The following is an 18917-nucleotide window of genomic DNA, read 5'->3' on the forward strand; positions in this document are numbered from 1 at the left end:
CTGGCAACCAACTGTCGGCCTTGTGTCAGGCCGGCGTTCGTACGGCGGAAGTAAATATGCCCTAACCTCCGGAATCGATGAGCCCCAAGACCCTGCTGGCTGGCAAGCGGGGGCTGCCCGCCCACGTCACCGTGTACCTGTTCGTCATCGTCCCGTTCCTCGCCCTGCTCGCGGCCGTGCCGATCGCGTGGGGCTGGGGACTGTCCTGGGTGGACGTCGCGCTCGCCGCCGCCTGGTACACCTTCACCTGCCTCGGTGTCACCGTGGGCTTCCACCGGTACTTCACGCACGGCGCCTTCAAGGCTGGCCGCCCGATGCGGGTGGCGCTCGCGGTCGCCGGCAGCCTCGCCGTGCAGGGGCCGATCCTGCACTGGGTGGCCGACCACCGGCGGCACCACGCGTTCTCCGACAAGGAGGGCGACCCGCACTCGCCGTGGCTGTTCGGCACGTCGGCGGGGGCGCTGGCCCGCGGCTTCTGGCACGCCCACCTCGGCTGGATCCTCGACCGCGACCTGACCAACCAGGAACGCTTCGCGCCCGACCTGCTCGCCGATCGCGACCTCCGCCTGGTACACCGCCTCTTCGGCCCGCTGACGGTGGTCACGCTGATCGCGCCCGCGGTGATGGGCGGGCTGATCACGTGGTCGTGGTGGGGCGCGGTGACCGCGTTCTTCTGGGCCGGCCTGGTGCGGGTGACGCTGCTGCACCACGTCACCTGGTCGGTCAACTCGGTGTGCCACATGATCGGCGAGCGCCCCTTCGCCGCCCGCGACCGCTCGGCCAACTTCTGGCCGCTCGCGATCCTCAGCATGGGCGAGTCGTGGCACAACCTCCACCACGCCGACCCGACCTGCGCCCGCCACGGCGTACGCCCCTGGGAGATCGACATCTCCGCGCGGGTGATCTGGCTCTTCGAGAAGGTGGGCTGGGTCCGCGACGTCCGCTGGCCGTCCCGCCCCCGCCTGGCGCGGATCCGCCGGGGCGCGGCCACGCCGGCCTAGCGGAGGCCCGCCGCGGCCAGGCGCTCCGGGAGGGTGGCCAGGCGGTCGACCGGCTCGGCGCTGAAGACGAAGCGGATGTGCCGTGCCGCCACCGCGTCGCCCCAGCCGGTCATCGCGGTCGCGGCCACCGCGCCGTCGCGGAGCAGCCGGCGCGAGGCCTCGGCCGGGTCGACGCCCATCGCCACGGTGTCGAGCAGCAGCGACCAGCCGCCCGCCGGGCGTACCAGAGGAAGACCCGCAAGGCCGGTGAGGATGGTGTCGCGACGGCGCTGGAGCTCGGCGGCGGCCGCCGTCACGTGGGTGTGGTCGCCGCGGAGGACGGCGGTCGCGGCCGCGCGGGCGATGCCCACCGGGGTGGTGGTGTTGTAGACGTGAGCCCAGCCGACGTGCTCCACAAGGGAGCGTGGGCCGGCGACCCAGCCGACTCGCCAGCCGATCATGCGGAACTCCTTCGACAGCGACCCGATCACCAGCGTGCGCTCGGCCATGCCCGGCTCGCGCACCGGGTGGACGAACGGGCGCCCGTCGAAGAGCAGCCGCTCCATCGCGCCGTCGTAGACGAGCAGCAGGTCGCGCTCGCGGCAGAGGTCGCACACCGCCCGCCACTCCTCCTCGTCGAGCACCGCGCCGGAGGGCATCGAGGGGCTCATCAGGAGCAGCGCGCGGGTGGCCGGCCCGACCGCCGCGCGCAGCGCGTCGAGGTCGAGGCGCCACTCGCCGCCCACCACCCGGTACGGCGCGAAGCGCGGCACCCCGCCGACCAGCCGCACCCGGTTGACCAGGCCGGCGTAGGTGGGGTCGCCGAGCACCACCTCGTCGCCCGGGTCGATGGTGGCCAGCAGGCAGTCGAGCGCCGCCTCGGTGCCGCCGCTGGTCACGACGATCTCCTCGGCCGGGTCGTAGTGGTGGCCGGTGCGGTCGACGAGCAGGTCGGCGATCGCCGCCCGCAGGTCGAGGTCACCGGTGAACGGAAGCCACGAGTTCGCCGGCGGGGTGGAGAGCGCCGCCGCGGTGACCGGCACCGCCTCGGGCGGCAGGGGCAGGTCGGTGTCGAGGTTTTCCAGGCGCAGCACCGGCCACCGGGCGGTCACCCGGTCGGCGTTGCGCGCGACCCGGTCGATCCCGAACCCCACGATGTCCGTCATCCGGCGCGCCGGTCTGACTCCTGTACTAGTCACAGTGACTACTATAGTGCGCATGAACGACACGCCCGCAAGCCGGATCGCGGCAAATATCCGCATCCTCCGTGAGTCGCGTGGCCTGTCGGTTGTCGCGCTGGCCGAGCGGAGCGGCGTCGGCCGGGCCACGCTGACCAACCTGGAGGCCGGGCGCGGCAACCCCACGATCGACACGCTCTACGCGCTCGCCGACGCGCTCGGCGCCGCGCTGGGCGACCTCATCGGCGAGCCGGCGCGCACGCGGGTCGAGGTGGTCCGCGCCGGTCACGGCACCCGCGTGGAGGGTGCGGTCTCCGCCCGCCTCCTCGATCGGGTACGCGGCCAGCGGCTCGCCGAGCTCTACGAGGTGGAGTTCGCCACCACCGCCCGCCACGCCGACCCCCACCCGGCCGGCGTGACCGAGTCGCTGCTCGTGGTGGCGGGGCGCCTGCGCGTCGGCCCGGTGGCCGAGCCGGCGGAGCTGGGGCCGGGCGACTTCATCCGGTTTCCCGGCGACGTCCCCCACGTGTACCAGGCGATCGGCGGCCCGGCGCACGGCGTTCTTGTCATGGCGCACCCGTAGCCTGTGGGCGTGAGCGCCATCGCCGACCGTCGCATGAGGAGCGCCCTGCTGACCTCCTTCGCGGCGCCCGCCGACGTCGTCCGGTGGTTCGGGGCGGTGCAGGCGCAGGACTTCGGGCTGGCCAAGTGGTCGCTGGGCGAGCGCCTGCCCGGGGTCACCGACGCGGAGGTGCAGCGCTCCTTCGACGCGGGCGAGTTCCTGCGCACCCACGTGCTGCGGCCGACGTGGCACTTCGTGGCGCCGGAGGACATCCGGTGGCTGCTGCGCCTGACCGCCCCGCGGGTGCACGCCACCAACGCGCACGTCTACCGCCAGGTCGGCCTCGACGCGGGCGCCTTCGCCACGGCACACGGGCTGCTCACCGAGGCGCTCGCCGGCGGCGGCTACCGCACGCGCAAGGAGCTGGCCGGCGTCGTCGGCGCGGCGGGCCTGCCGAGCACCGGCTTCGGGCTCGGATACCTGCTGATGCACGCCGAGCTCGACGGCCTCGTTTGCAGCGGCCCGGCGCGCGGCAAGGAGCAGACCTACGCGCTGCTGGAGGAGCGCGTGCCGCCCGCGCCCGAGCGCGACCCGGACGAGGCGCTGGCCGACCTCGTCACCCGCTACTTCACCAGCCACGGCCCGGCCACCACCAGAGACCTCATGTGGTGGTCCAGCCTCACCCGCGCCGACATCGCGCGGGGCGTGGCGCTGGCCGGCGACCGCCTGCGCCACGAGGTCGTCGACGGCGTGTCCTACTGGTCCGGCTGGCACGAGACCGCGCCGCCCGGGTCACCCACCGTCCACTTGGTACAGGGCTACGACGAGTACCTCGTGGCGTTCACCGAGAGCAAGCACGTGGTCCGCCCGCTCCCGCCGGCCACCTCCGTGCCCAATAGCGTGCTGCTGCTCGACGGGCTCGTAGCCGGCCACTGGCGGCGCACCTCCACAAAGGACACCCTGCAGATCGAGGCGCTGCTCCACCGCGCGCTCACCCCGGCCGAGTCGGCGGCACTCGACGCCGCCGCGGCCCGGCAGGCGGCCTACCTCGACCTCCTTCCGAGCGTCGCCACCCGGTTGCTTGACGAGCCTGGCTAATAGGGTTAGCTTTGCCGCTATGAAGCGTAGTCACCGGGCCGGGCTCTCCACCGCGGCCGTGGTCGAGGCCGCGCGCACCATCATCGACGAGCAGGGCGCGGACGCGCTCACCCTGGCGGCGGTGGCCCAGCGCACCGGCGTCGCCGCCCCCTCGCTGTACAAGCACGTGGGCAGCCTCGCCGAGCTGCGTACCCTGGTCGGCGCGCGCGTGCTGGAGGAGATGACCGAACGCTTCACCCGCGCCGTGCTCGGCCGCTCCGGCGACGACGCGGTCGAGGCGCTGATGCACGCCTACCGCGACTACGTGCGGGAGCACCCCGCCCGCTACGCCACCGCCCCCGCCGACGCCCTGCACGACCCCCGCACCGCCGCGCCGGGGCGGCGGCTGCTGGAGGTGTTTCTGGCCGTGCTGCGCGGCTACGGCCTGACCGACTCGGCCGCGATACACACGACCCGCTGCCTGCGCGCGGTGGTGCACGGCTTCGCGTCGATCGAGGCGAGCGGTGGCTTCGGCCTCCCGGAAGACCTGGACGAGACGTACGCCCAGCTGATCCGCATGACGGTCGCCAGCCTGCCCCGCTGAGCCAGGCCGGCGCCGCCGGCCAACGTCCGTGGCCACCGCGTCAGGCCGGCACGGGCACCGGCCTGGGCAGGCGCGTAGCCAGCGCGGCCCCGATCCCAGCCACCGCCGCCAGCAGCAGAAACGCCCCCGCCATGCCGTGATCCATCAACGCCGCCGCGGCCGCGATGCCGGCCACCGGTCCGGTGTTCATCGCGGTCTGCTGTAGGCCGCCCACCACGCCGGCCGCCTCCACCGGCGCGTGCCCCACGACGGTCGCGGTCGCCACCACCATCACGGCGCCCAGCCCCGCGCCGAGCAACACCAGGCCGGCGCCCACCAGGACCGCCCGTTCCGCGCGGGCCAGCGACGCGATGCCCGCCGCCGCGGTGAGCAGCGCCCCCACCGCGACCGGCCGTGCCCCGTGCCGCCGCATCAGCCGGCTCGCCGCGGGCGAGGCCACGATCATCGCGGCGGTCAGGCCGAGCCCAAGCAGTCCACTGTGGAGCGGGTCGAGGCCGAGCCCGTCCTGGACCAGATACGTGGCCGCGAACAGTGTCCCGAAGGCCGCCCCGGACGCGCACGCCAGCACCCCGAGCGCGACCGGCACCGCCGGCACCCGCAGCACGGCCGGCGGCACGAGTGGATTGGCCGAGCGCCGCTCGTGCCGCCCGAACGCCACCGCGCATCCGAGCCCCGCCGCCAGCGCCGGCCACCGCAGCGGCGGGTGGACGATCGCGAGCACCAGCCCGGCGAGCGTAGCCGCGTAGAGGGCGGCGCCCAGGACGTCGGGGCCGCCACGCCCGGTCGGGGACGCGGCCGGCACCGCGAGCGCGAGCGCCGCCACCACCGCCGCCGGCACCACGCCGAGCAGGAAGACCGCGCGCCAGCCGAGCAGGCCGACCACCGCGCCGCCGAGCACCGGTCCGGCGGCGCCCGCGGCCGCGATCGCGCTGGTACGCAGCGCGATGGCCGAGCCGAGCCGCGCCGCGGGGTAGGCCGTGCGGAGCAGGCCGAGCGTCGCCGGCTGGAGCAGCGCGCCGAACGCACCCTGCGCCACCCGCAGCGCCACCACCCACCCGATGCCCGGCGCGAGGCCGATGGCGGCGGACGAGGCGGCGAAGCCGAGGATGCCGGTGAGCAGGAGGCGGCGGTGCCCGTACAGGTCGCCGAGGCGGCCGCCGACCACCAGCAGGCCGGCGACCGCGATGAGGTACCCGGTGCTGCTCCACTGCACCTGCGCGAACGTGGCGTCCAGGTCGCGCCGCAGCGTGGGGTACGCGACGGTGAGCACGGTGCCGTCCAGCGCGACGAGCATCGCGCCCGCGACGCTGACCGCGAGCGTGACCCTCGGCCGGCTCACCGCGGCGCCGGCCCGACGTGGGCGTCGACCGCCGCGCGCAGCAGCGGATCCACGTCGTCGAGGCCGGTGGCGAGCTGGAGGCTCCCCCAGGTCGAGAGCTGGGCGAGGCCGTGCAGGTTGGCCCACAGCGCGCCCGCCGCCACCCGCGCCGCGGCCCCGCTCTCGCCGCGCGCCTGCCCGACCAGCTCCACCAGCACGTCGAAGAGCGGCAGCCTCGTCTCCCGCAGGCCCAGCCGGTTGCTCTCCAGCAGGTCGTGCCGGAACATCAGCTCGAACATGCCGCGGTTCGTCGACGCGTACTCCAGGTAGGCCCGCCCGAGCGCCAGCAGCCGCGCGTGCGGCGTGCCGCCACCCGCCAGCAGGCGGGCGACCCGCTCCCCCAGCTCCTGGAACCCTTGGCGGGCGATCGCGGACAGCAGCGACAGGTGAGTGGGGAAGTAACGCCGCGGCGCGCCGTGCGACACCCCCGCCCGGCGAGCGATCTCGCGCAGCCGGAGCACCGAACTCCCCTCGCGACTGACCATCTCCACCCCGGCCGCGACAAGCCGCGCGCGCAGGTCCTCCTCCGTCATAGACACTGTCTACCAGCCTAGGTAGACAGTGTCTACAGCCGGCCTTCGTGCGCGTCTCTGGGATCGCTGTCCTGTATCGCCCGCAATCGAGCGGGCGATCACTAGATGCTTCCGGTTTGCGCGCGCTCAGTGCATTCCAGTCATGACGGCCTCACGGGATGAACGCGGTCCGGACGTCGGGCCGGACCCGGCCCTTGATTGATGATCTTGTGAAAACTAGCGGTAAGGCTGGTCAGAGTGCATGCAGCGTGGTCGGCCGGTTGTCAGGGCGCCTATTGGCCCGGTGCGCGGGCTGCTGCGGCGGTCAACCGGTCGGTGTAGATCCGGTATGCCTTGCGGTCGGCGGAGGTCGCGCCGTCGGTGTCGAGCATGGCCGCGGTGCGGATCGCGCCACGGCTGACGCCGTGTTCGCGGGCCAGAGCGGCGATGCTGGCACCGGCGCGGAAGGCGTCGCGTGCCTGGTCAGTCGCGCCGAGTTGGGCAAGGCGAGGGCGTCGGCCGGGCATGCTGCCGTTGACCCAGGCGGCGAGGCCGTCGCGGGTGAGTTCGTTCCGCGGTGATGGATCGGAGCTCCGGTGCAGAGGGCCGCGCGACGGTCCGTGGGCGTTGCTATGCGGAGGCTCTCAGGGGCTCGAGGGCGGCCAGGATGAGGTCGAGGCCGAAGATGAACTCCTCTGCCGGGTCGTAGCCGGCAGCGACGAGCGCCGCGGCGGACTCGTTGAGGTAGGGGAACTCGTCAGGAGGAAGCTGGGGCAGGAAGACGTCCTCGGTCATGTCCGCGAGCTCATCGGCGGTGTCGAACGGCAGGCTGGCTTCTTGCAGGGCGAAACCGTAGACATAGCAGTCGAGCAACCAGTTGGCGTGCGTCGCCATCAAGACCGAGAAGCCAGCCCTCCGCAGGCAGGCGGTGACCGCTTCGCGGTGGCGGAGGTTCGCGGGCCCCGGCGATGTCCGCGACTCCATCAGGCCGATCGCCCACGGGTGGCGTGCGAGAACCTGTCGGGCGGATACCGCCCGCCGTCGCATCGCTGACTGCCAGTCGGTCTCTTCGGGCGGGAGTTCGATCTCCTCGAACACGATGTCGATCATGGCGTCCAGCAACTCCCCCTTGTTCGCCACGTAGTGGTAGAGCGACATCGCGCCCGCGCCGAGCGCGCCAGCCAGCCGGCGCATGCTCAGCCCGTCGACCCCCTCGCGGTCGGCGAGCCGGATCGCCTCGACCACCACCCGTTGCTTGCTCAGCCCCGCGTCTGACGCGACCTGGCGTTGTTCCCTCGCAGACAAGGGTCTCCTCGCTCCCTCGAACGGCTTGACAATCGTACAGCGTACGCCCATAGTACAGTGTACGACGTACGGTGTACGAGGCGGCGAGAGTCGCAGCTCGGACGCGGGGAGGCGTCTGTGGAAACCGAACAGCGATCGAATGCCGGAGCACGCCTGGCGCCGGGAGCCGAGTCCGGCCGGGGCGGCGACGATGCGGGCCGCCGTAGCTGAAGCCTCTGGTGTCGGTCGCGAAGCGCCAGGACCTGCTCACCCCGGCCGACCTCCTCGCGACCGGGCAGGTCACGCCGGTCATCGACCGCACCTACCCCCTCGACGAAGCAGCCGACGCCCTCCGCTACGTCGGGGCCGGCCACACCCGAGGGAAGGTCGTCGTCACCGTCTGACAACCGGACCGACGAGAACGACCCAACCCGTGCGTATGCACGCCCAGACCTGCCGGCACTCCGGCGGACGGACCGCTCCTCTCGAAAGAAGAACCGATGACCATCTGAACGAACACCCCGAACCTGCTCGACAACCCGCCATCCGACTGAAACGAAGGAGTAAAAGATGAGATCACCGCAGAACACCGCCACCCCGCTAGCCCGCAGTTGGTTCGTTCGAGGCCGGCTCGTCGGCGCCGCGGCGATCGCGTTCGCGGTGTCGGTGGCGATAGAGAACGCGGTGCTGGCGGGAACGGGCGCGCCGACCTTCGGCGCTCCGATCGAGGAAGTGCTGGCATACTACGCGGCCAACCGCGACTCGGTCGCGATCGCGTCCGGTCTGGTGGCCCTGTACCTGCCGCTGCTGCTCGTGTTCGTGACGGGCCTGCACGGTCTCGTGGAGCGGCGCGGCGGAGCGGGCGCCGACGGGTCGCGGCTCGCCTTGGCCGCTGGCGCGGCGCTGTCGGCCATCTTCGTGCTTGTCAACGTCCTACAGATCGGGCTCGCGCTCTCCGCCGGCGGGCTCGCCGAGCCGACGCCCGCGTTCGAGCTCGTCTGGCAGGTTCACGCGGCGGCGTTCGCGCTGGCGCTGCCGACGCTCGGCACCACCTTCATCGGCGCGGCCCTCGCCGCGCACGCGAGCGGGCTGACTCCGGCTTGGCAGCGCCTGCTGGGCCTGGTGGGCGGGAGCCTGCTGCTCGCCGTGGGGCTCGGCAACCTCGCGATCGCCGACGGCTCGGCGCTGATCTTCGTTGGGCTCCTAGGGTTCGCCGCCTGGCTCGTCTGGCTGCTCGCGACCGGCGTGCGCCTCGTCCGATCGTGACCGAGATGAGGGCGGCGCCGAGGTCGCGCACGCGGGCGAGGACTCCGTGGAGGGCTGAGATGTGTTGGATCGGACATCCGCCACCGACCGCGGACGCGTCAGTCAAGGTCGCCGGGGCGGAGGCGGAAGACCTGGAGGCGGAGGCCGTAGTACTTCTCCGTCTCGCCGACCCACTGCATGCCGATGCGGCGGGCTGTCGCGCCGGCCCGTTCGTTGGCGGGGCGGGCGACCGCGAAGACCTCGTCGGAGCCCTCGTCGAACGCCCACTGGGCGAGGCGGCGGCCGGCCTCGGCCGCGTAGCCCTGGCCCCACGCGTCGGGGCGCAGGGTCCAGCCCATCTCCAGGTCTTCGCCGCCGGGCGGGAGCGGGAGCAGGACGGCGCCGCCGATCACCTGCTTGTCCTCGACGCGCTCGATCGCCCACCGGCCGGCCGGGGTGAACAGGCGCTGGTCCTCGGCCATCCACTGCTGGAGGATCAGCCGCATCGCGCCGAGGTCGCTGACCGTGTCCATGGCCGGGCTGAGCCAGCGCGCCACCCCGCCCTCGCCGTAGACGGCCAGCGCCGCCTCGGCGTCGTCGACCTCCCAGGGGCGCAGGGTCAGTCGCTCGGTTGACATCAGACGTCCGGCCACCTGGCAACTCTATCCACGGCGCGGCACACCGTGACACGGCGGCAGCGGAGCGCACCGAGCGTTCACCGGAGCGTCGCACGAACACTACGAAGGGGGCAGAAGATGTCCGGTTTATCTAGTTGCTTCGTGCCGCTGTCGCACATCACGAATGGATAACGCAGAAACACGGCCTACGCTAGGGCGTCATGGCCAACCGCGACTCCCACAACCTCCGCTCCGTTCTCGCCGTCCGCGGGTTCCGGAGACTCCTGGGTGTGCGGCTCTCCAGCCAGCTCGCGGATGGCCTCTTCCAGGCTGCCCTCGCCGGCAGCGTGCTCTTCAACCCGGACAAGCAGACCAGCGCGATGGCGATCGCCGCCGGGTCGGCGCTGCTCGTCACGCCGTACTCGCTGATCGGTCCGTTCGTCGGCGTCTTCCTCGACCGGTGGAGCCGCCGCCAACTGGTGGTCTTCACCAACCTGCTCCGGGCCGCTTTGGTGCTGCCCGCGGCGTACCTGATCCACGGGGGTAACAACGGCATCGCGTTCGTGGTGGTGGCGTTCGCGATCATCGGGCTCAACCGCTTCCTGCTGGCCGGCCTCTCCGCGGCGGTACCGCATGTCGTCGAGGATCGACGCCTGGTCACCGCCAACTCGCTCTCCGGCACACTCGGGTCGATCTGCTTCTCCGCCGGCCTCGGCATCGCGTTCGTCCTGCTCAACTTCTTGCTCTCCGCCGGAGACTCCGGCTACGCGGCGATGGCGCTGGTCGCACCCATCGGGTACGTGGCGTCCTCGGTGCTCGCGTGGCGCTCGTTCCGCGTCGACGCGCTCGGGCCCGACCATGCCACCGCCCCCGCGCGGGCGCCGGTGCACTCGGCGATCGGCGACGTGCTGAGCGGCATGCGCGACGGCCTCGTGCACCTGGCGAGCCGACGCGGCGCGGCCTACACGATGGCCGCCAAGGCGGGTTTCCGGGTGCTCTTCGGCGTGCTGACGCTCGCCATGCTGCTGCTCTACCGCCACTACTTCGTCACCGACGACGACGTGCACGACTCGATCACCGGGCTGGCGTTCGTGGTGGTGGCCGGCACCTTGGGCGTATTGGTCGCCGCGCTGATCACGCCGCCGGTGACGCGGCGCATCGGCGGGTGGCGCTGGGTGGCGGGCCTGATCGCGGCGATCGCGATCGCGCTGCCGCTGACCGTGTCGTCGTTCACCCAGCCGCTGCTGGTGGTGGCCGTCTTCTGGATCAACATCGCCGCGCAGGGCACCAAGATCGTGGTGGACACGTCGATCCAGCACGAGTGCGACGACGACTACCGCGGCCGGGTCTTCGCGGTCAACGACACGACCTACAACCTGAGCTACGTGCTGGGCCTCTTCATCGCCGCGCTCACGCTGCCCGGCGACGGGCACTCGCCGACAGCCGTGTTCGTGGTCGCGGCCGGGTTCGCGGTGATCGCCGGCTGGTACGCCGTGGTGGCCGGCCGGTGGGCGCGCCGGGTCGGCGACGACATCGCCCAGCCCGAGCCCGCCCCCGTGCCCACGCCGATCGGCTAGTGCGGCGCCGGTCGGCCGCCGCACACCCGGGCCGGCTTCGCCGGCCCGGGTGTGCGGCACCGCACTAGGCGGTGAACATCGCCGCGTGCTCACGCACCCAGTCGGCGAACGTGCGCGCCGGACGGCCCGTCACCTTCTCGACCGTGGGCAGCACCGTGTAGCCGGCCTCCGGCGGGTTGGTCCGCATCGCGAGGAAGAACGCGATGTCCTCCTCCCCGAAGCCGGCCTCCCGCCACCCCGCGACGACCTCGTCGGTGCTCAGCTCCACGTACCGGATCTCCCGTCCCAGCACCTCGCCGACCACCCGCACCTTCTCCGCCGTGGTGAACACCTCCGGTCCGGTCAGCCAGTAGTCCTGGCCGCCGTGGCCATCGCCGGTCAGCGCGACCGCGGCGACCGCGGCGATGTCCGCGTCGTGCACCATCGCGCTCCGCGCGTCCGGAAAGCCCTCGCGGACCACGCCCTCGGTGCGGACGGAGTCGGCCCACTCGAGCGTGTTCGACATGAACTCGACCGGCGACAGCCACGTCCACGCCACCCCACTGGCCTCGATCGCCTCCTCGAGCGGGCTCTTGGCGACGTCGCCGCGTAACACGGTGACCTTGGGGATCCCCGCCTCCCGCAGCGCGTCCACGATCGGGGCGGGGTCCGCCCCGTACACGTTGATCAGGTGGGCGGCCCGCACCCCCTGGAACGCCGCGGGCAGGGTGGCGGGCTGGGTGAGGTCGCCGGCGACCGCCTCGGCGCCGGCCGGGAGCTGGGCCTTCGCGGGGTCGCGGGTGAGCGCGCGGACCTTCTCCCCGGCGGCGAGGAGCTGCTCGACCAGGGGCTTGCCGACATTGCCGGTCGCACCGGCCACGAGAATCGTCATGCACCGACGCTAGAAACAATCGCGGCCAACTCCTGTCCGCGATCGGTGGCAGGATCGAAAACATGTTGGAGACGTCGGCCCGCCTGCTGCGCCTGCTCGGGCTGCTCCAGGCGCACCGCGACTGGTCGGGCACCGCGCTTGCCGAGCGCCTCCGCGTCAGCCCACGGACCGTGCGGCGCGACGTCGACAAGCTGCGCCTGCTGGGATACCCGATAAACGCGACGGGCGGGGTGGGCGGCGGCTACCAGCTGGCCGCCGGCGCGACCCTGCCGCCCCTGCTCCTCGACGACGAGGAGGCGATCGCCGTGGCGGTGGGGCTGCGCACGGCGGCGGCCAGCGGGGTGACCGGCATCGCCGAGACGTCGGTGCGCGCGCTGGCCAAGCTCGACCAGGTGCTCCCGTCGCGGCTGCGCCACAAGGTCGGCACGCTCGGCGCCGCCGTGGTCACCACGCCCACGCTCGGCCCCACCGCCGATCCCGCGGTGCTGACCGCGGTGGCCGCGGCGATCCGCGACCACCTGCGTGTCCGCTTCGACTACAAGGGCGCGGTCCGCGACGTGGAGCCCTACCGCCTCGTCCACAATGGACCCCGGTGGTACCTGGTGGCGTGGGACACGGAGCGGGCCGACTGGCGCACGTTTCGGGTGGACCGGCTCACGCCGCGGGTGCCCACCGGCCCGCGCTTCACGCCGCGCCCGCTGCCCGCCGACGACCTCGCCCGCTACCTCTCGCTCGGCGTCACCACCAGCCCATACCGGTGGCAGGCCGTGCTCGTCATGCACGCGCCGGTCGGCGAGGTCGCCGACGAGGTGCCACCGTCGATCGGCGTGGTGGAGCCGATCGACGGCGACACGTGCACTGTGCGGATCGGGTCGGACGACCTCGACCAGCTGGCGGTGTGGACGGCGGCGTTCGGGTTCGAGTTCGAGGTACGCGAGCCGCCCGAGCTCGCCGCACACCTGGCGCGGCTCACCGGCCGTCTCGACCGGGCGGCGCGGCGGTCCGGTCAGGAGCCGGTGTAGAGGACCGCGTCGACCTCGATGTCGAACCCGCTGAGCGCCACCGGCAGGGTCGTGCGCACCGGCGGCACCGGGCCCTTGAAGTACTGGGCGAAGATCGTGTTCATCTCGGCGAAGTCGTTCCACTCGCGCAGGTAGACGCCGACCCGCACGGCGTGGTCGAGGTCGCTGCCGGCCGCCTCCGCCACCCGTGCCAGGTTGCCGAACGCGGCGTGCGCCTGCTCCGCGAACGCCCCGCGCACCCAGCTGCCGTCCGGGAGGCGGGGCACCGCACCGGCGAGGTACACGAAATCTCCGGCGACGACCGCCTGGGAGAAGGGGCCGCCGGACGGCGCCGCGTTGTCGGTCGAGATCGCGCGCATGGTCTCATCCCTCATTCCTGGTTCGCGGAAACTGCTCGGTCAGGCCCTCCGGACCGACCAAGGGCTGGCCGAGGAGGTCGCGCAGGGCCTTGTCGCGCCGGTCCAGCGCCGCCCGCTGCGCCTCGGTCAGGGGTACCCACGGGGGCGGCGGCTCGGGCAGCGACGGCGGGAGGAGCCGGCCGGCGACGTAGGTGGCGACGCACCGCAGCCGCTCCGGCGCCCGGCGCACCTGCCCGTTCGCGTCGACCACCGGAAACGGTCCCTCGTCCACCGCGAACACCGCCACGTCCGCCGGCGCGCCCACGGCGAGGGTCCCCACGCCGCCGGGCAGCCGCAGCGCCGCGGCCGGGGCGGCGGTGGCGGCCTCGACGACGTCGTGCAGCGGCACGCCGACCGCGCGCAGCTTCGCCATCGTGGTGGGCAGGTCGAACACCGGCCCGTACCGGCACCGGGTGTGCAGGTCCGTCGACACGGTGTGCGGGGCCAGACCGGCGGCCAGCTGCTCCTCCAGCACGTCGAAGGCGAACCCACCCGCCCCGTGCCCGACGTCGAACAGCACACCCCGCGCGTACGCCTCGCGGACCACCGGCCCGGCGCCGACCGCGGCCGTGCCGCTGGCGCAGTGGGTGAGGATGTCGCCGGGCCGCAGCAGTGGGAGCACGTCCTCGGGGCCCGGTGGACCGGCGGCGACGTGCACCATCACCGGCGGGCCGACGGCGAGCGCGCGTTCGAGGGGGCGTAGCCCGTTGGCGCCCACGGTCTCGCGGTCGATCCGCACCTTGACGCCCACGACGAAGTCTGGGTGCCGGGCGACCGCGTCCCGCGCCGCGTCGACGTCCACGTGCGCCAGGTCGGTGGACTCCCCGGTGCGGCCGGTCAGGCCCAGCCCGGAGATGTTCAGCAGCGCCGGCACCCGTACCCGGTAGGACGAGACCGCGGTCCGCAGCGCGTCGATCCCCCAGGCCCCCGCGGAGCCGGCGTCCACCCAGGTGGTGACGCCGGAGTGCCAGGCGACCGGATCGGGGTGGACGCCCCAGTAGGTGGCACCCGGGTGTACGTGCGTGTGCAGGTCGACCAGCCCCGGCGTGACGAGGTGGCCGGTCACGTCGACGACCTCGCGGGCCTCGTGCGGCGCCAACCCGGGCGCGACGGCGGCGATCCGCCCGCCCCGGACCGCCACGTCGTAGCGGCCGACGTGCCCGCCGCCCACGTCGACGACGTGCCCTCCGGTCAGCAGCAGATCCTGGATGGCCGGCCCCCTAAGATCAGTCCGGGGATCTTATCGGAGGTGCGGGTGCCACTCGACAAGGGTTTCTGGGAATCCGACAGTCCCGTTGGTCAGTCCCTCTTCGGCGGTACGTTCGGGTGGCCGCTGCTCGTGGCCCGGTCCGGCACGGTCGACCGCAACATCGCCACCATCGCCGCCTACACGCGGCGGCACGGCGTCGCGCACGCCCCGCACGGCAAGACGACGATGGCGCCCACGCTCTGGCGGGCCCAACTGGACGCCGGCGCGTGGGGCATCACGGTGGCGACCGCGGACCAGGCGCGGGTGTGCCGCGAGTTCGGGGTGCCGCGGGTCCTGCTCGCCAACCAGCTCCTCGACCCCGCCGCGCTGCGCTGGGCCGCCGCCGAGACCGACGCCGGCTTCGACCTCTACTTCCAGGTGGACTCCCTGGAGGGCGTCGCGGCCGCCGCCGCCACGCGCGGCACCCGGCCGCTCCAGGTCCTCGTCGAGATCGGGTACCAGGGCGGCCGGACCGGTTGCCGCACCGAGTCGGCGGCCCTGGCGGTGGCCGGCGCGGTCGCCGCCTCGCCCCGCCTCACGCTGGCGGGGGTGACCGGCTACGAGGGCGGCCTGCCGGACCCGGCGGCGGTCGCCGCGTTCGTCGACCTGCTCCGGACCGCCGCGGTCGCGCTCGCCCACCTGCTGCCGCCGTCGGTGATCGTGTCCGCCGGCGGCAGCGTCTGGTTCGACGTGGTCGCCGAACGCCTACCCGGCGACTGGCTGCCCGGCCACGAGGTGGTGCCGGTGCTGCGCAGCGGCGCCTACGTCACCCACGACGACGGCTACTACCGGGAGCACACACCGTTCAACCGGGTGCCCGGCGAAGGCGGGCTGGAGGCGGCGCTGGAGCTGTGGGCCCAGGTCATCTCGACGCCCGAGCCCGGTCTGGCCATCGTCGGGATGGGCAAGCGCGACGCCCCGTTCGACGAAGGGCTGCCGGTGCCCCTCGCGGTGCGCCGCGCGGGCGGCGCCGCGCCACCGGCCGCCGGCCTGACCGTGACCCGGCTGATGGACCAGCACGCGTTCCTCGCCGTGGACGGCGCCGCGCTGGCGCCGGGCGACCTGGTCCGCTTCGGCATCTCCCACCCGTGCACCGCGTTCGACAAATGGCGCGCGATCCCCCTCATCGACGACGCCGACGTGGTCGTCGACGTCATGCGGACGTACTTCTGACGCCCGCCTTCGCGGTCTCCCGGTGCGTGGCCAGGATCGAGCCGGCCAGGATCAGCGCGAACGCCACACCGGTGAGTGGCGTGATCTCCTCGCCGAGTACCGCCGCGCCGAGGACCACGGCCACGGCCGGGTTGACGAAGGTGATGACCGTGGCGCGTACGCCGCCGACCTCCGCGATCAGCGCGAAGAACAGCACGAACGCCAGCGCGGTGCAGGCGACCGCCAGCGCCAGCACGGCCAGTACCGGGCCCAGGGTCACCGTGCGCGCCAGGTCGGGCAGATCCGGGGCGGCCACCGGCGCGAACATGAGCGCGCCGATCGCCAGCGACATCGCCGCGACGCCGTACGGGGGCGCGTCGCCGAGCCAGCGTTCGACGATGAGCGGCCCGGTGGCGTAGCAGACGACCACGCCGATCAGCTCCACCATCGGGAAGACGCCGCCGGCGCCGACCTGGAAGCCGAGCAGGAGCGCGACCCCCGCGAAGCCGGCGAGCAGGCCGCCGACCCGGCTCGGGGTCAGGTGCTCGTCGCGGTTGGTGGCCCGGGCGAGGACCGCGGCGACCAGCGGCACGCCCGCGATGACCAGGCCGGTGAACGCGCTGTCCACGTGCCGCTCGGCGTCGGAGAGCAACAGCCACGGCAGGGCGACCTCGATGACCGTGTAGGCCAGCAGCGGCAGCCAGGGGCGCAGCGACGCGCGGATCTCCTTGCGGGCGAGCGCGACGGGCAGCAGCAGTAGCGCGCCGAGCCCGGTGCGGAGAAAGACGAGCTCGGCGGGGCCGATCTCGCGGACCGCGACCTTGATCAGCAGATAGGGGACACCCCAGATCACGCACATGGCCGCGAAGAGGACCCACCCACGACGACTCATGGCACGAGAATCAGGCCAGGCGGCGCACCGGGTCTTGAACGCTGTTGCGGTACGCGGCCGGAGTAACCCCCGTCACGCGCTTGAACCAGCGGGTCAGGTGGGCCTGGTCGGCGAAGCCGACGGCGCCCGCGACCTGTGCCGGGCTCACGCCGGCGGCGAGCAGGTCGCGAGCCGCGCAGACGCGTTCGAGCACGAGCCAGGTGTGCGGCGGAAACCCGGTCGCCTCCCGGAAGACGCGCAGCATGTGGAACGGCGACAGCTCCACACCCGCCGCCAGCTCCCGGAGCGTGGGCGGGCAGCGCAGGTCGGCGGCGAGCCGGTCGCGGATCGCGGCGATCTTCCGCGCGGCGGCCGGGTCCGAGGCGCGGACCGGCTTCGGCCCGGCGCGTTCCCGGCCGTGCCGCCGGATGACGGCCTCGAACGCCCACGCGAGCTTCGACTGGGCGGCGAGCGGGTCGGCGCCGGCCGTGAGCGCCTCGTGCGCGGCGCGGATCAGGTGCACGGCGCGCGCGTCGTGGACGACCGCGTCGGGAAACGCGGGCCGGGTCGCCCGGCCGTCGAGCAGCATGGCCTCGCTGGGGTACAGCACCCGGTAGGACCAGCCACCCTCCGCGGCGGCGCGGCCGTCGTGCGGCTCGTCCGGCTCGAGGATGGCCAGGCTCCCCACGCCCGCGCGGTGCGTCTCGCCGCGGTAACGGAACTGCTCCACGCCGGCGACCGCCACCCCGATGGCGAACGTGGCGTGGGTGTGCCGGGTGAACACGTGGCGCCGGTATGACGCGGTGAGCAGGTCGAGCGCGAAGCGGCCGTCGTCGACCCTCGTCCAGGTGGCCGACTCCGTCATGCCGCGACGCTATACCCGGGTGGTGAGCACCGCCGCGCGGCTGACCGCGGCGCCAGCCGACCACTCCGTTCCGTCAGGACGGTTGAGGACGCCGCGGGTGACCCGCTTGGCGATCGCGGTGACGAGGCGGCGGGGGCGGCGCGGGCTGAGGTGGGCACCGAGCGCAGCGCCAGGCTGAAGTTGAGCACGAACGTCTTGGCGGCCGCGTAGGACGCGAAGTAGGGCGACGGCTGGAAGCCGGCCGTGGAGCCCACGTTGATCACCCCACCGTCGCCGCGGGCCAGCATCGCCGGCACGAGCAGCCGGGTGAGGGCGACGACGGACACCACATTGACCATCAGCTGGTCGGTGTCGCGGCCGGCCGGGATCTCCTCGAACCGCCCGGCCGTGCCGATTTCATCGGCCGCCGGTTGACGTCGCATCGCGATTAGCGGTCCTTCATCCAGGCATTTCCGCAAGGCTGCGGGAAAAGCGCGGATCCCGCGCCGAAATACGTATTTCGACCCCGCTGGTTCGACCCTCTCATGCGGCCACTGAGGCAGCTCTCATCCCTAGCCCGCCTCCGTGGGGTGAGCGTGGCCCGCCGTTCCGGCCGATCGGGCCCCCAGGCGGTCCGCCGTGCGTACGTTGGCGGGATGTCTGACGCCGCACCACCGATCGTCGTCGGCTTCGACGAGTCCGACGGTGCCCGCGCGGCCCTGCGTTGGGCGATGGACGAGGGTGCCCGCGGCGGCGCGCCCGTCGACCTGGTGTACGCGTTCGACTGGCCGGTGATGGACGGTGCCGCGAGCCTGGCCCCGGCGGTCTGGCCCGACTACGGCGCCCGTGACGAGGCGGGCAAGGCCGTCACCGCCGCCGTGGCGCAGACGCACGAGCGCCACCCCGACGTGGCGGTGACCGGCGCGGTGGTGGCCGGCGCCGCCACCGCCGTGCTGGTGGAACGCTCGCACCGGGCCCGCCTCGTGGTGCTCGGCGGGCGCGGCGCCGGCGGGTTCGCCGGGCAGTTGGTCGGTTCGACGAGCGTCAGCGTTTCGGCGCACGCGCGCTGCCCGGTCGTCGTCGTACGCGGGCGGGAGCCGGCCGCCGGCGCCCCGGTCGTGGTCGGTGTCGACGGGTCCGACCAGGCGCTGCTGGCGGTGGAGTTCGCGTTCGCCGCCGCGGCCGGCCGGGGCACGAGCCTCCAGGTGGTGCGCGCCGGAGATCAGCCCGCCCACGTCGACGCCGCACGGGCGGAGACCGCGGGGCTCGTCAGCGCCTGGCGGGACACGTACCCCCAGGTCCCGGCGAGCGTCCACGTCGTGGCCGGCTCGGCCGCGGCGGCGCTGGTCGAGGCGAGCGGCGGCGCGCAGCTCGTCGCGGTCGGGTCGCGGGGCCGGGGTGGCTTCCGCGGCCTGCTGCTGGGCTCGGTGAGCCAGCAGCTGCTGTACCACGCCGACTGCCCGGTCGCCGTCGTCCGCGCACTGCCGACCTGAGCC

At 73.6% G+C, this 18917-nt stretch carries 22 protein-coding genes; 10 read left to right on the plus strand and 12 right to left on the minus strand.

Annotated features, from left to right (window positions below):
- The first annotated feature begins 77 nt into the window (after positions 1-77).
- Positions 78-1001: an acyl-CoA desaturase gene (locus AC5L36_RS09355; RefSeq protein ID WP_441214546.1), complete on the plus strand. Its 924-nt coding sequence runs from the start codon at positions 78-80 to the stop codon at positions 999-1001.
- On the opposite strand, the gene AC5L36_RS09360 is transcribed toward AC5L36_RS09355, so the two are convergent.
- Positions 998-2146, minus strand: a complete 1149-nt coding sequence (locus tag AC5L36_RS09360; RefSeq protein ID WP_441214547.1) for a pyridoxal phosphate-dependent aminotransferase — start codon at positions 2144-2146, stop codon at positions 998-1000. The genes AC5L36_RS09355 and AC5L36_RS09360 overlap by 4 nt on opposite strands.
- Positions 2147-2198: 52 nt before the next feature.
- Between AC5L36_RS09360 and AC5L36_RS09365 the strand changes: the two genes are divergently transcribed.
- The 3 genes from AC5L36_RS09365 to AC5L36_RS09375 are packed head-to-tail and all read left to right on the plus strand — an operon-like array spanning position 2199 to position 4401.
- Positions 2199-2741, plus strand: coding sequence for a helix-turn-helix domain-containing protein (locus tag AC5L36_RS09365; protein ID WP_441214548.1), 543 nt, complete (start codon positions 2199-2201; stop codon positions 2739-2741).
- 9 nt (positions 2742-2750) lie between these two features.
- Complete coding sequence (locus AC5L36_RS09370; RefSeq protein WP_441214549.1) at positions 2751-3818, plus strand: winged helix DNA-binding domain-containing protein; 1068 nt, start codon at positions 2751-2753, stop codon at positions 3816-3818.
- 19 nt (positions 3819-3837) lie between these two features.
- The gene (locus AC5L36_RS09375) at positions 3838-4401 is read left to right on the plus strand and encodes a TetR/AcrR family transcriptional regulator (RefSeq protein ID WP_441214550.1); all 564 of its coding nucleotides are present in this window, start codon (positions 3838-3840) and stop codon (positions 4399-4401) included.
- Positions 4402-4441: 40 nt separating this feature from the next.
- Here AC5L36_RS09375 and AC5L36_RS09380 read toward each other — a convergent pair whose 3' ends face one another.
- From AC5L36_RS09380 to AC5L36_RS09395, 4 genes are all read right to left on the minus strand, one after another.
- Entirely contained in the window at positions 4442-5740 is a 1299-nt protein-coding gene (locus AC5L36_RS09380; protein WP_441214551.1) for an MFS transporter, read from the minus strand.
- Positions 5737-6312 (minus strand): TetR/AcrR family transcriptional regulator, encoded by a 576-nt coding sequence (locus AC5L36_RS09385; protein WP_441214552.1) that lies wholly within the window; start codon positions 6310-6312, stop codon positions 5737-5739. Before AC5L36_RS09385 ends, AC5L36_RS09380 begins: the two co-directional genes overlap by 4 nt.
- Before the next feature lie 272 nt (positions 6313-6584).
- Positions 6585-6818, minus strand: coding sequence for a hypothetical protein (locus AC5L36_RS09390; protein WP_441214553.1), 234 nt, complete (start codon positions 6816-6818; stop codon positions 6585-6587).
- A 103-nt stretch (positions 6819-6921) separates the two neighbouring features.
- Complete coding sequence (locus AC5L36_RS09395; RefSeq protein WP_441214946.1) at positions 6922-7596, minus strand: TetR/AcrR family transcriptional regulator; 675 nt, start codon at positions 7594-7596, stop codon at positions 6922-6924.
- Between the two features lie 218 nt (positions 7597-7814).
- Between AC5L36_RS09395 and AC5L36_RS09400 the strand changes: the two genes are divergently transcribed.
- Together AC5L36_RS09400 and AC5L36_RS09405 are read left to right on the plus strand one after the other, a co-directional pair.
- On the plus strand, positions 7815-7979 hold the full coding sequence (locus tag AC5L36_RS09400; RefSeq protein ID WP_441214554.1) for a zinc-binding dehydrogenase: 165 nt from the start codon (positions 7815-7817) through the stop codon (positions 7977-7979).
- 166 nt (positions 7980-8145) lie between these two features.
- Complete coding sequence (locus tag AC5L36_RS09405) at positions 8146-8841, plus strand: hypothetical protein (protein ID WP_441214555.1); 696 nt, start codon at positions 8146-8148, stop codon at positions 8839-8841.
- Between the two features lie 98 nt (positions 8842-8939).
- Here the strand turns inward: AC5L36_RS09405 and AC5L36_RS09410 are convergent, their stop codons facing one another.
- A complete protein-coding gene (locus AC5L36_RS09410) occupies positions 8940-9458 on the minus strand; it encodes a GNAT family N-acetyltransferase (RefSeq protein WP_441214556.1) in 519 nt (172 codons plus the stop codon).
- A gap of 200 nt (positions 9459-9658) precedes the next feature.
- On the opposite strand from AC5L36_RS09410, the gene AC5L36_RS09415 reads away from it, so the two are divergent.
- Positions 9659-11014 (plus strand): MFS transporter, encoded by a 1356-nt coding sequence (locus AC5L36_RS09415; protein WP_441214557.1) that lies wholly within the window; start codon positions 9659-9661, stop codon positions 11012-11014.
- 64 nt (positions 11015-11078) lie between these two features.
- On the opposite strand, the gene AC5L36_RS09420 is transcribed toward AC5L36_RS09415, so the two are convergent.
- Positions 11079-11885 carry an NAD(P)H-binding protein gene (locus AC5L36_RS09420; RefSeq protein WP_441214558.1) on the minus strand — a complete coding sequence of 269 codons (807 nt, stop codon included), beginning with the start codon at positions 11883-11885 and terminating at the stop codon, positions 11079-11081.
- Positions 11886-11947: 62 nt separating this feature from the next.
- Between AC5L36_RS09420 and AC5L36_RS09425 the strand changes: the two genes are divergently transcribed.
- Positions 11948-12907, plus strand: coding sequence for a helix-turn-helix transcriptional regulator (locus tag AC5L36_RS09425; RefSeq protein WP_441214559.1), 960 nt, complete (start codon positions 11948-11950; stop codon positions 12905-12907).
- Here AC5L36_RS09425 and AC5L36_RS09430 read toward each other — a convergent pair.
- Together AC5L36_RS09430 and AC5L36_RS09435 are read right to left on the minus strand one after the other, a co-directional pair.
- Positions 12892-13266, minus strand: coding sequence for a RidA family protein (locus tag AC5L36_RS09430; protein WP_441214560.1), 375 nt, complete (start codon positions 13264-13266; stop codon positions 12892-12894). The two genes, AC5L36_RS09425 and AC5L36_RS09430, sit on opposite strands and share 16 nt — an antisense overlap.
- A gap of 4 nt (positions 13267-13270) precedes the next feature.
- Positions 13271-14515: an amidohydrolase/deacetylase family metallohydrolase gene (locus AC5L36_RS09435; protein WP_441214947.1), complete on the minus strand. Its 1245-nt coding sequence runs from the start codon at positions 14513-14515 to the stop codon at positions 13271-13273.
- A gap of 39 nt (positions 14516-14554) precedes the next feature.
- Between AC5L36_RS09435 and AC5L36_RS09440 the strand changes: the two genes are divergently transcribed.
- Positions 14555-15727 carry an alanine racemase gene (locus AC5L36_RS09440; RefSeq protein ID WP_441214561.1) on the plus strand — a complete coding sequence of 391 codons (1173 nt, stop codon included), beginning with the start codon at positions 14555-14557 and terminating at the stop codon, positions 15725-15727.
- Here AC5L36_RS09440 and AC5L36_RS09445 read toward each other — a convergent pair.
- From AC5L36_RS09445 to AC5L36_RS09455, 3 genes are read right to left on the minus strand one after another with little or no spacing between them, the layout of a single operon-like run.
- On the minus strand, positions 15708-16598 hold the full coding sequence (locus AC5L36_RS09445) for a DMT family transporter (RefSeq protein WP_441214562.1): 891 nt from the start codon (positions 16596-16598) through the stop codon (positions 15708-15710). The genes AC5L36_RS09440 and AC5L36_RS09445 overlap by 20 nt on opposite strands.
- A 10-nt stretch (positions 16599-16608) precedes the next feature.
- Complete coding sequence (locus tag AC5L36_RS09450; RefSeq protein WP_441214563.1) at positions 16609-17442, minus strand: AraC family transcriptional regulator; 834 nt, start codon at positions 17440-17442, stop codon at positions 16609-16611.
- Positions 17439-17864 carry an SDR family NAD(P)-dependent oxidoreductase gene (locus AC5L36_RS09455; RefSeq protein ID WP_441214564.1) on the minus strand — a complete coding sequence of 142 codons (426 nt, stop codon included), beginning with the start codon at positions 17862-17864 and terminating at the stop codon, positions 17439-17441. The genes AC5L36_RS09450 and AC5L36_RS09455 overlap by 4 nt, the downstream gene beginning before the upstream one ends.
- A 213-nt stretch (positions 17865-18077) precedes the next feature.
- On the opposite strand from AC5L36_RS09455, the gene AC5L36_RS09460 reads away from it, so the two are divergent.
- Positions 18078-18914, plus strand: a complete 837-nt coding sequence (locus tag AC5L36_RS09460; protein ID WP_441214565.1) for a universal stress protein — start codon at positions 18078-18080, stop codon at positions 18912-18914.
- Positions 18915-18917: the final 3 nt, after the last annotated feature.

The organism is Phytohabitans sp. LZ39, assembly GCF_059359075.1.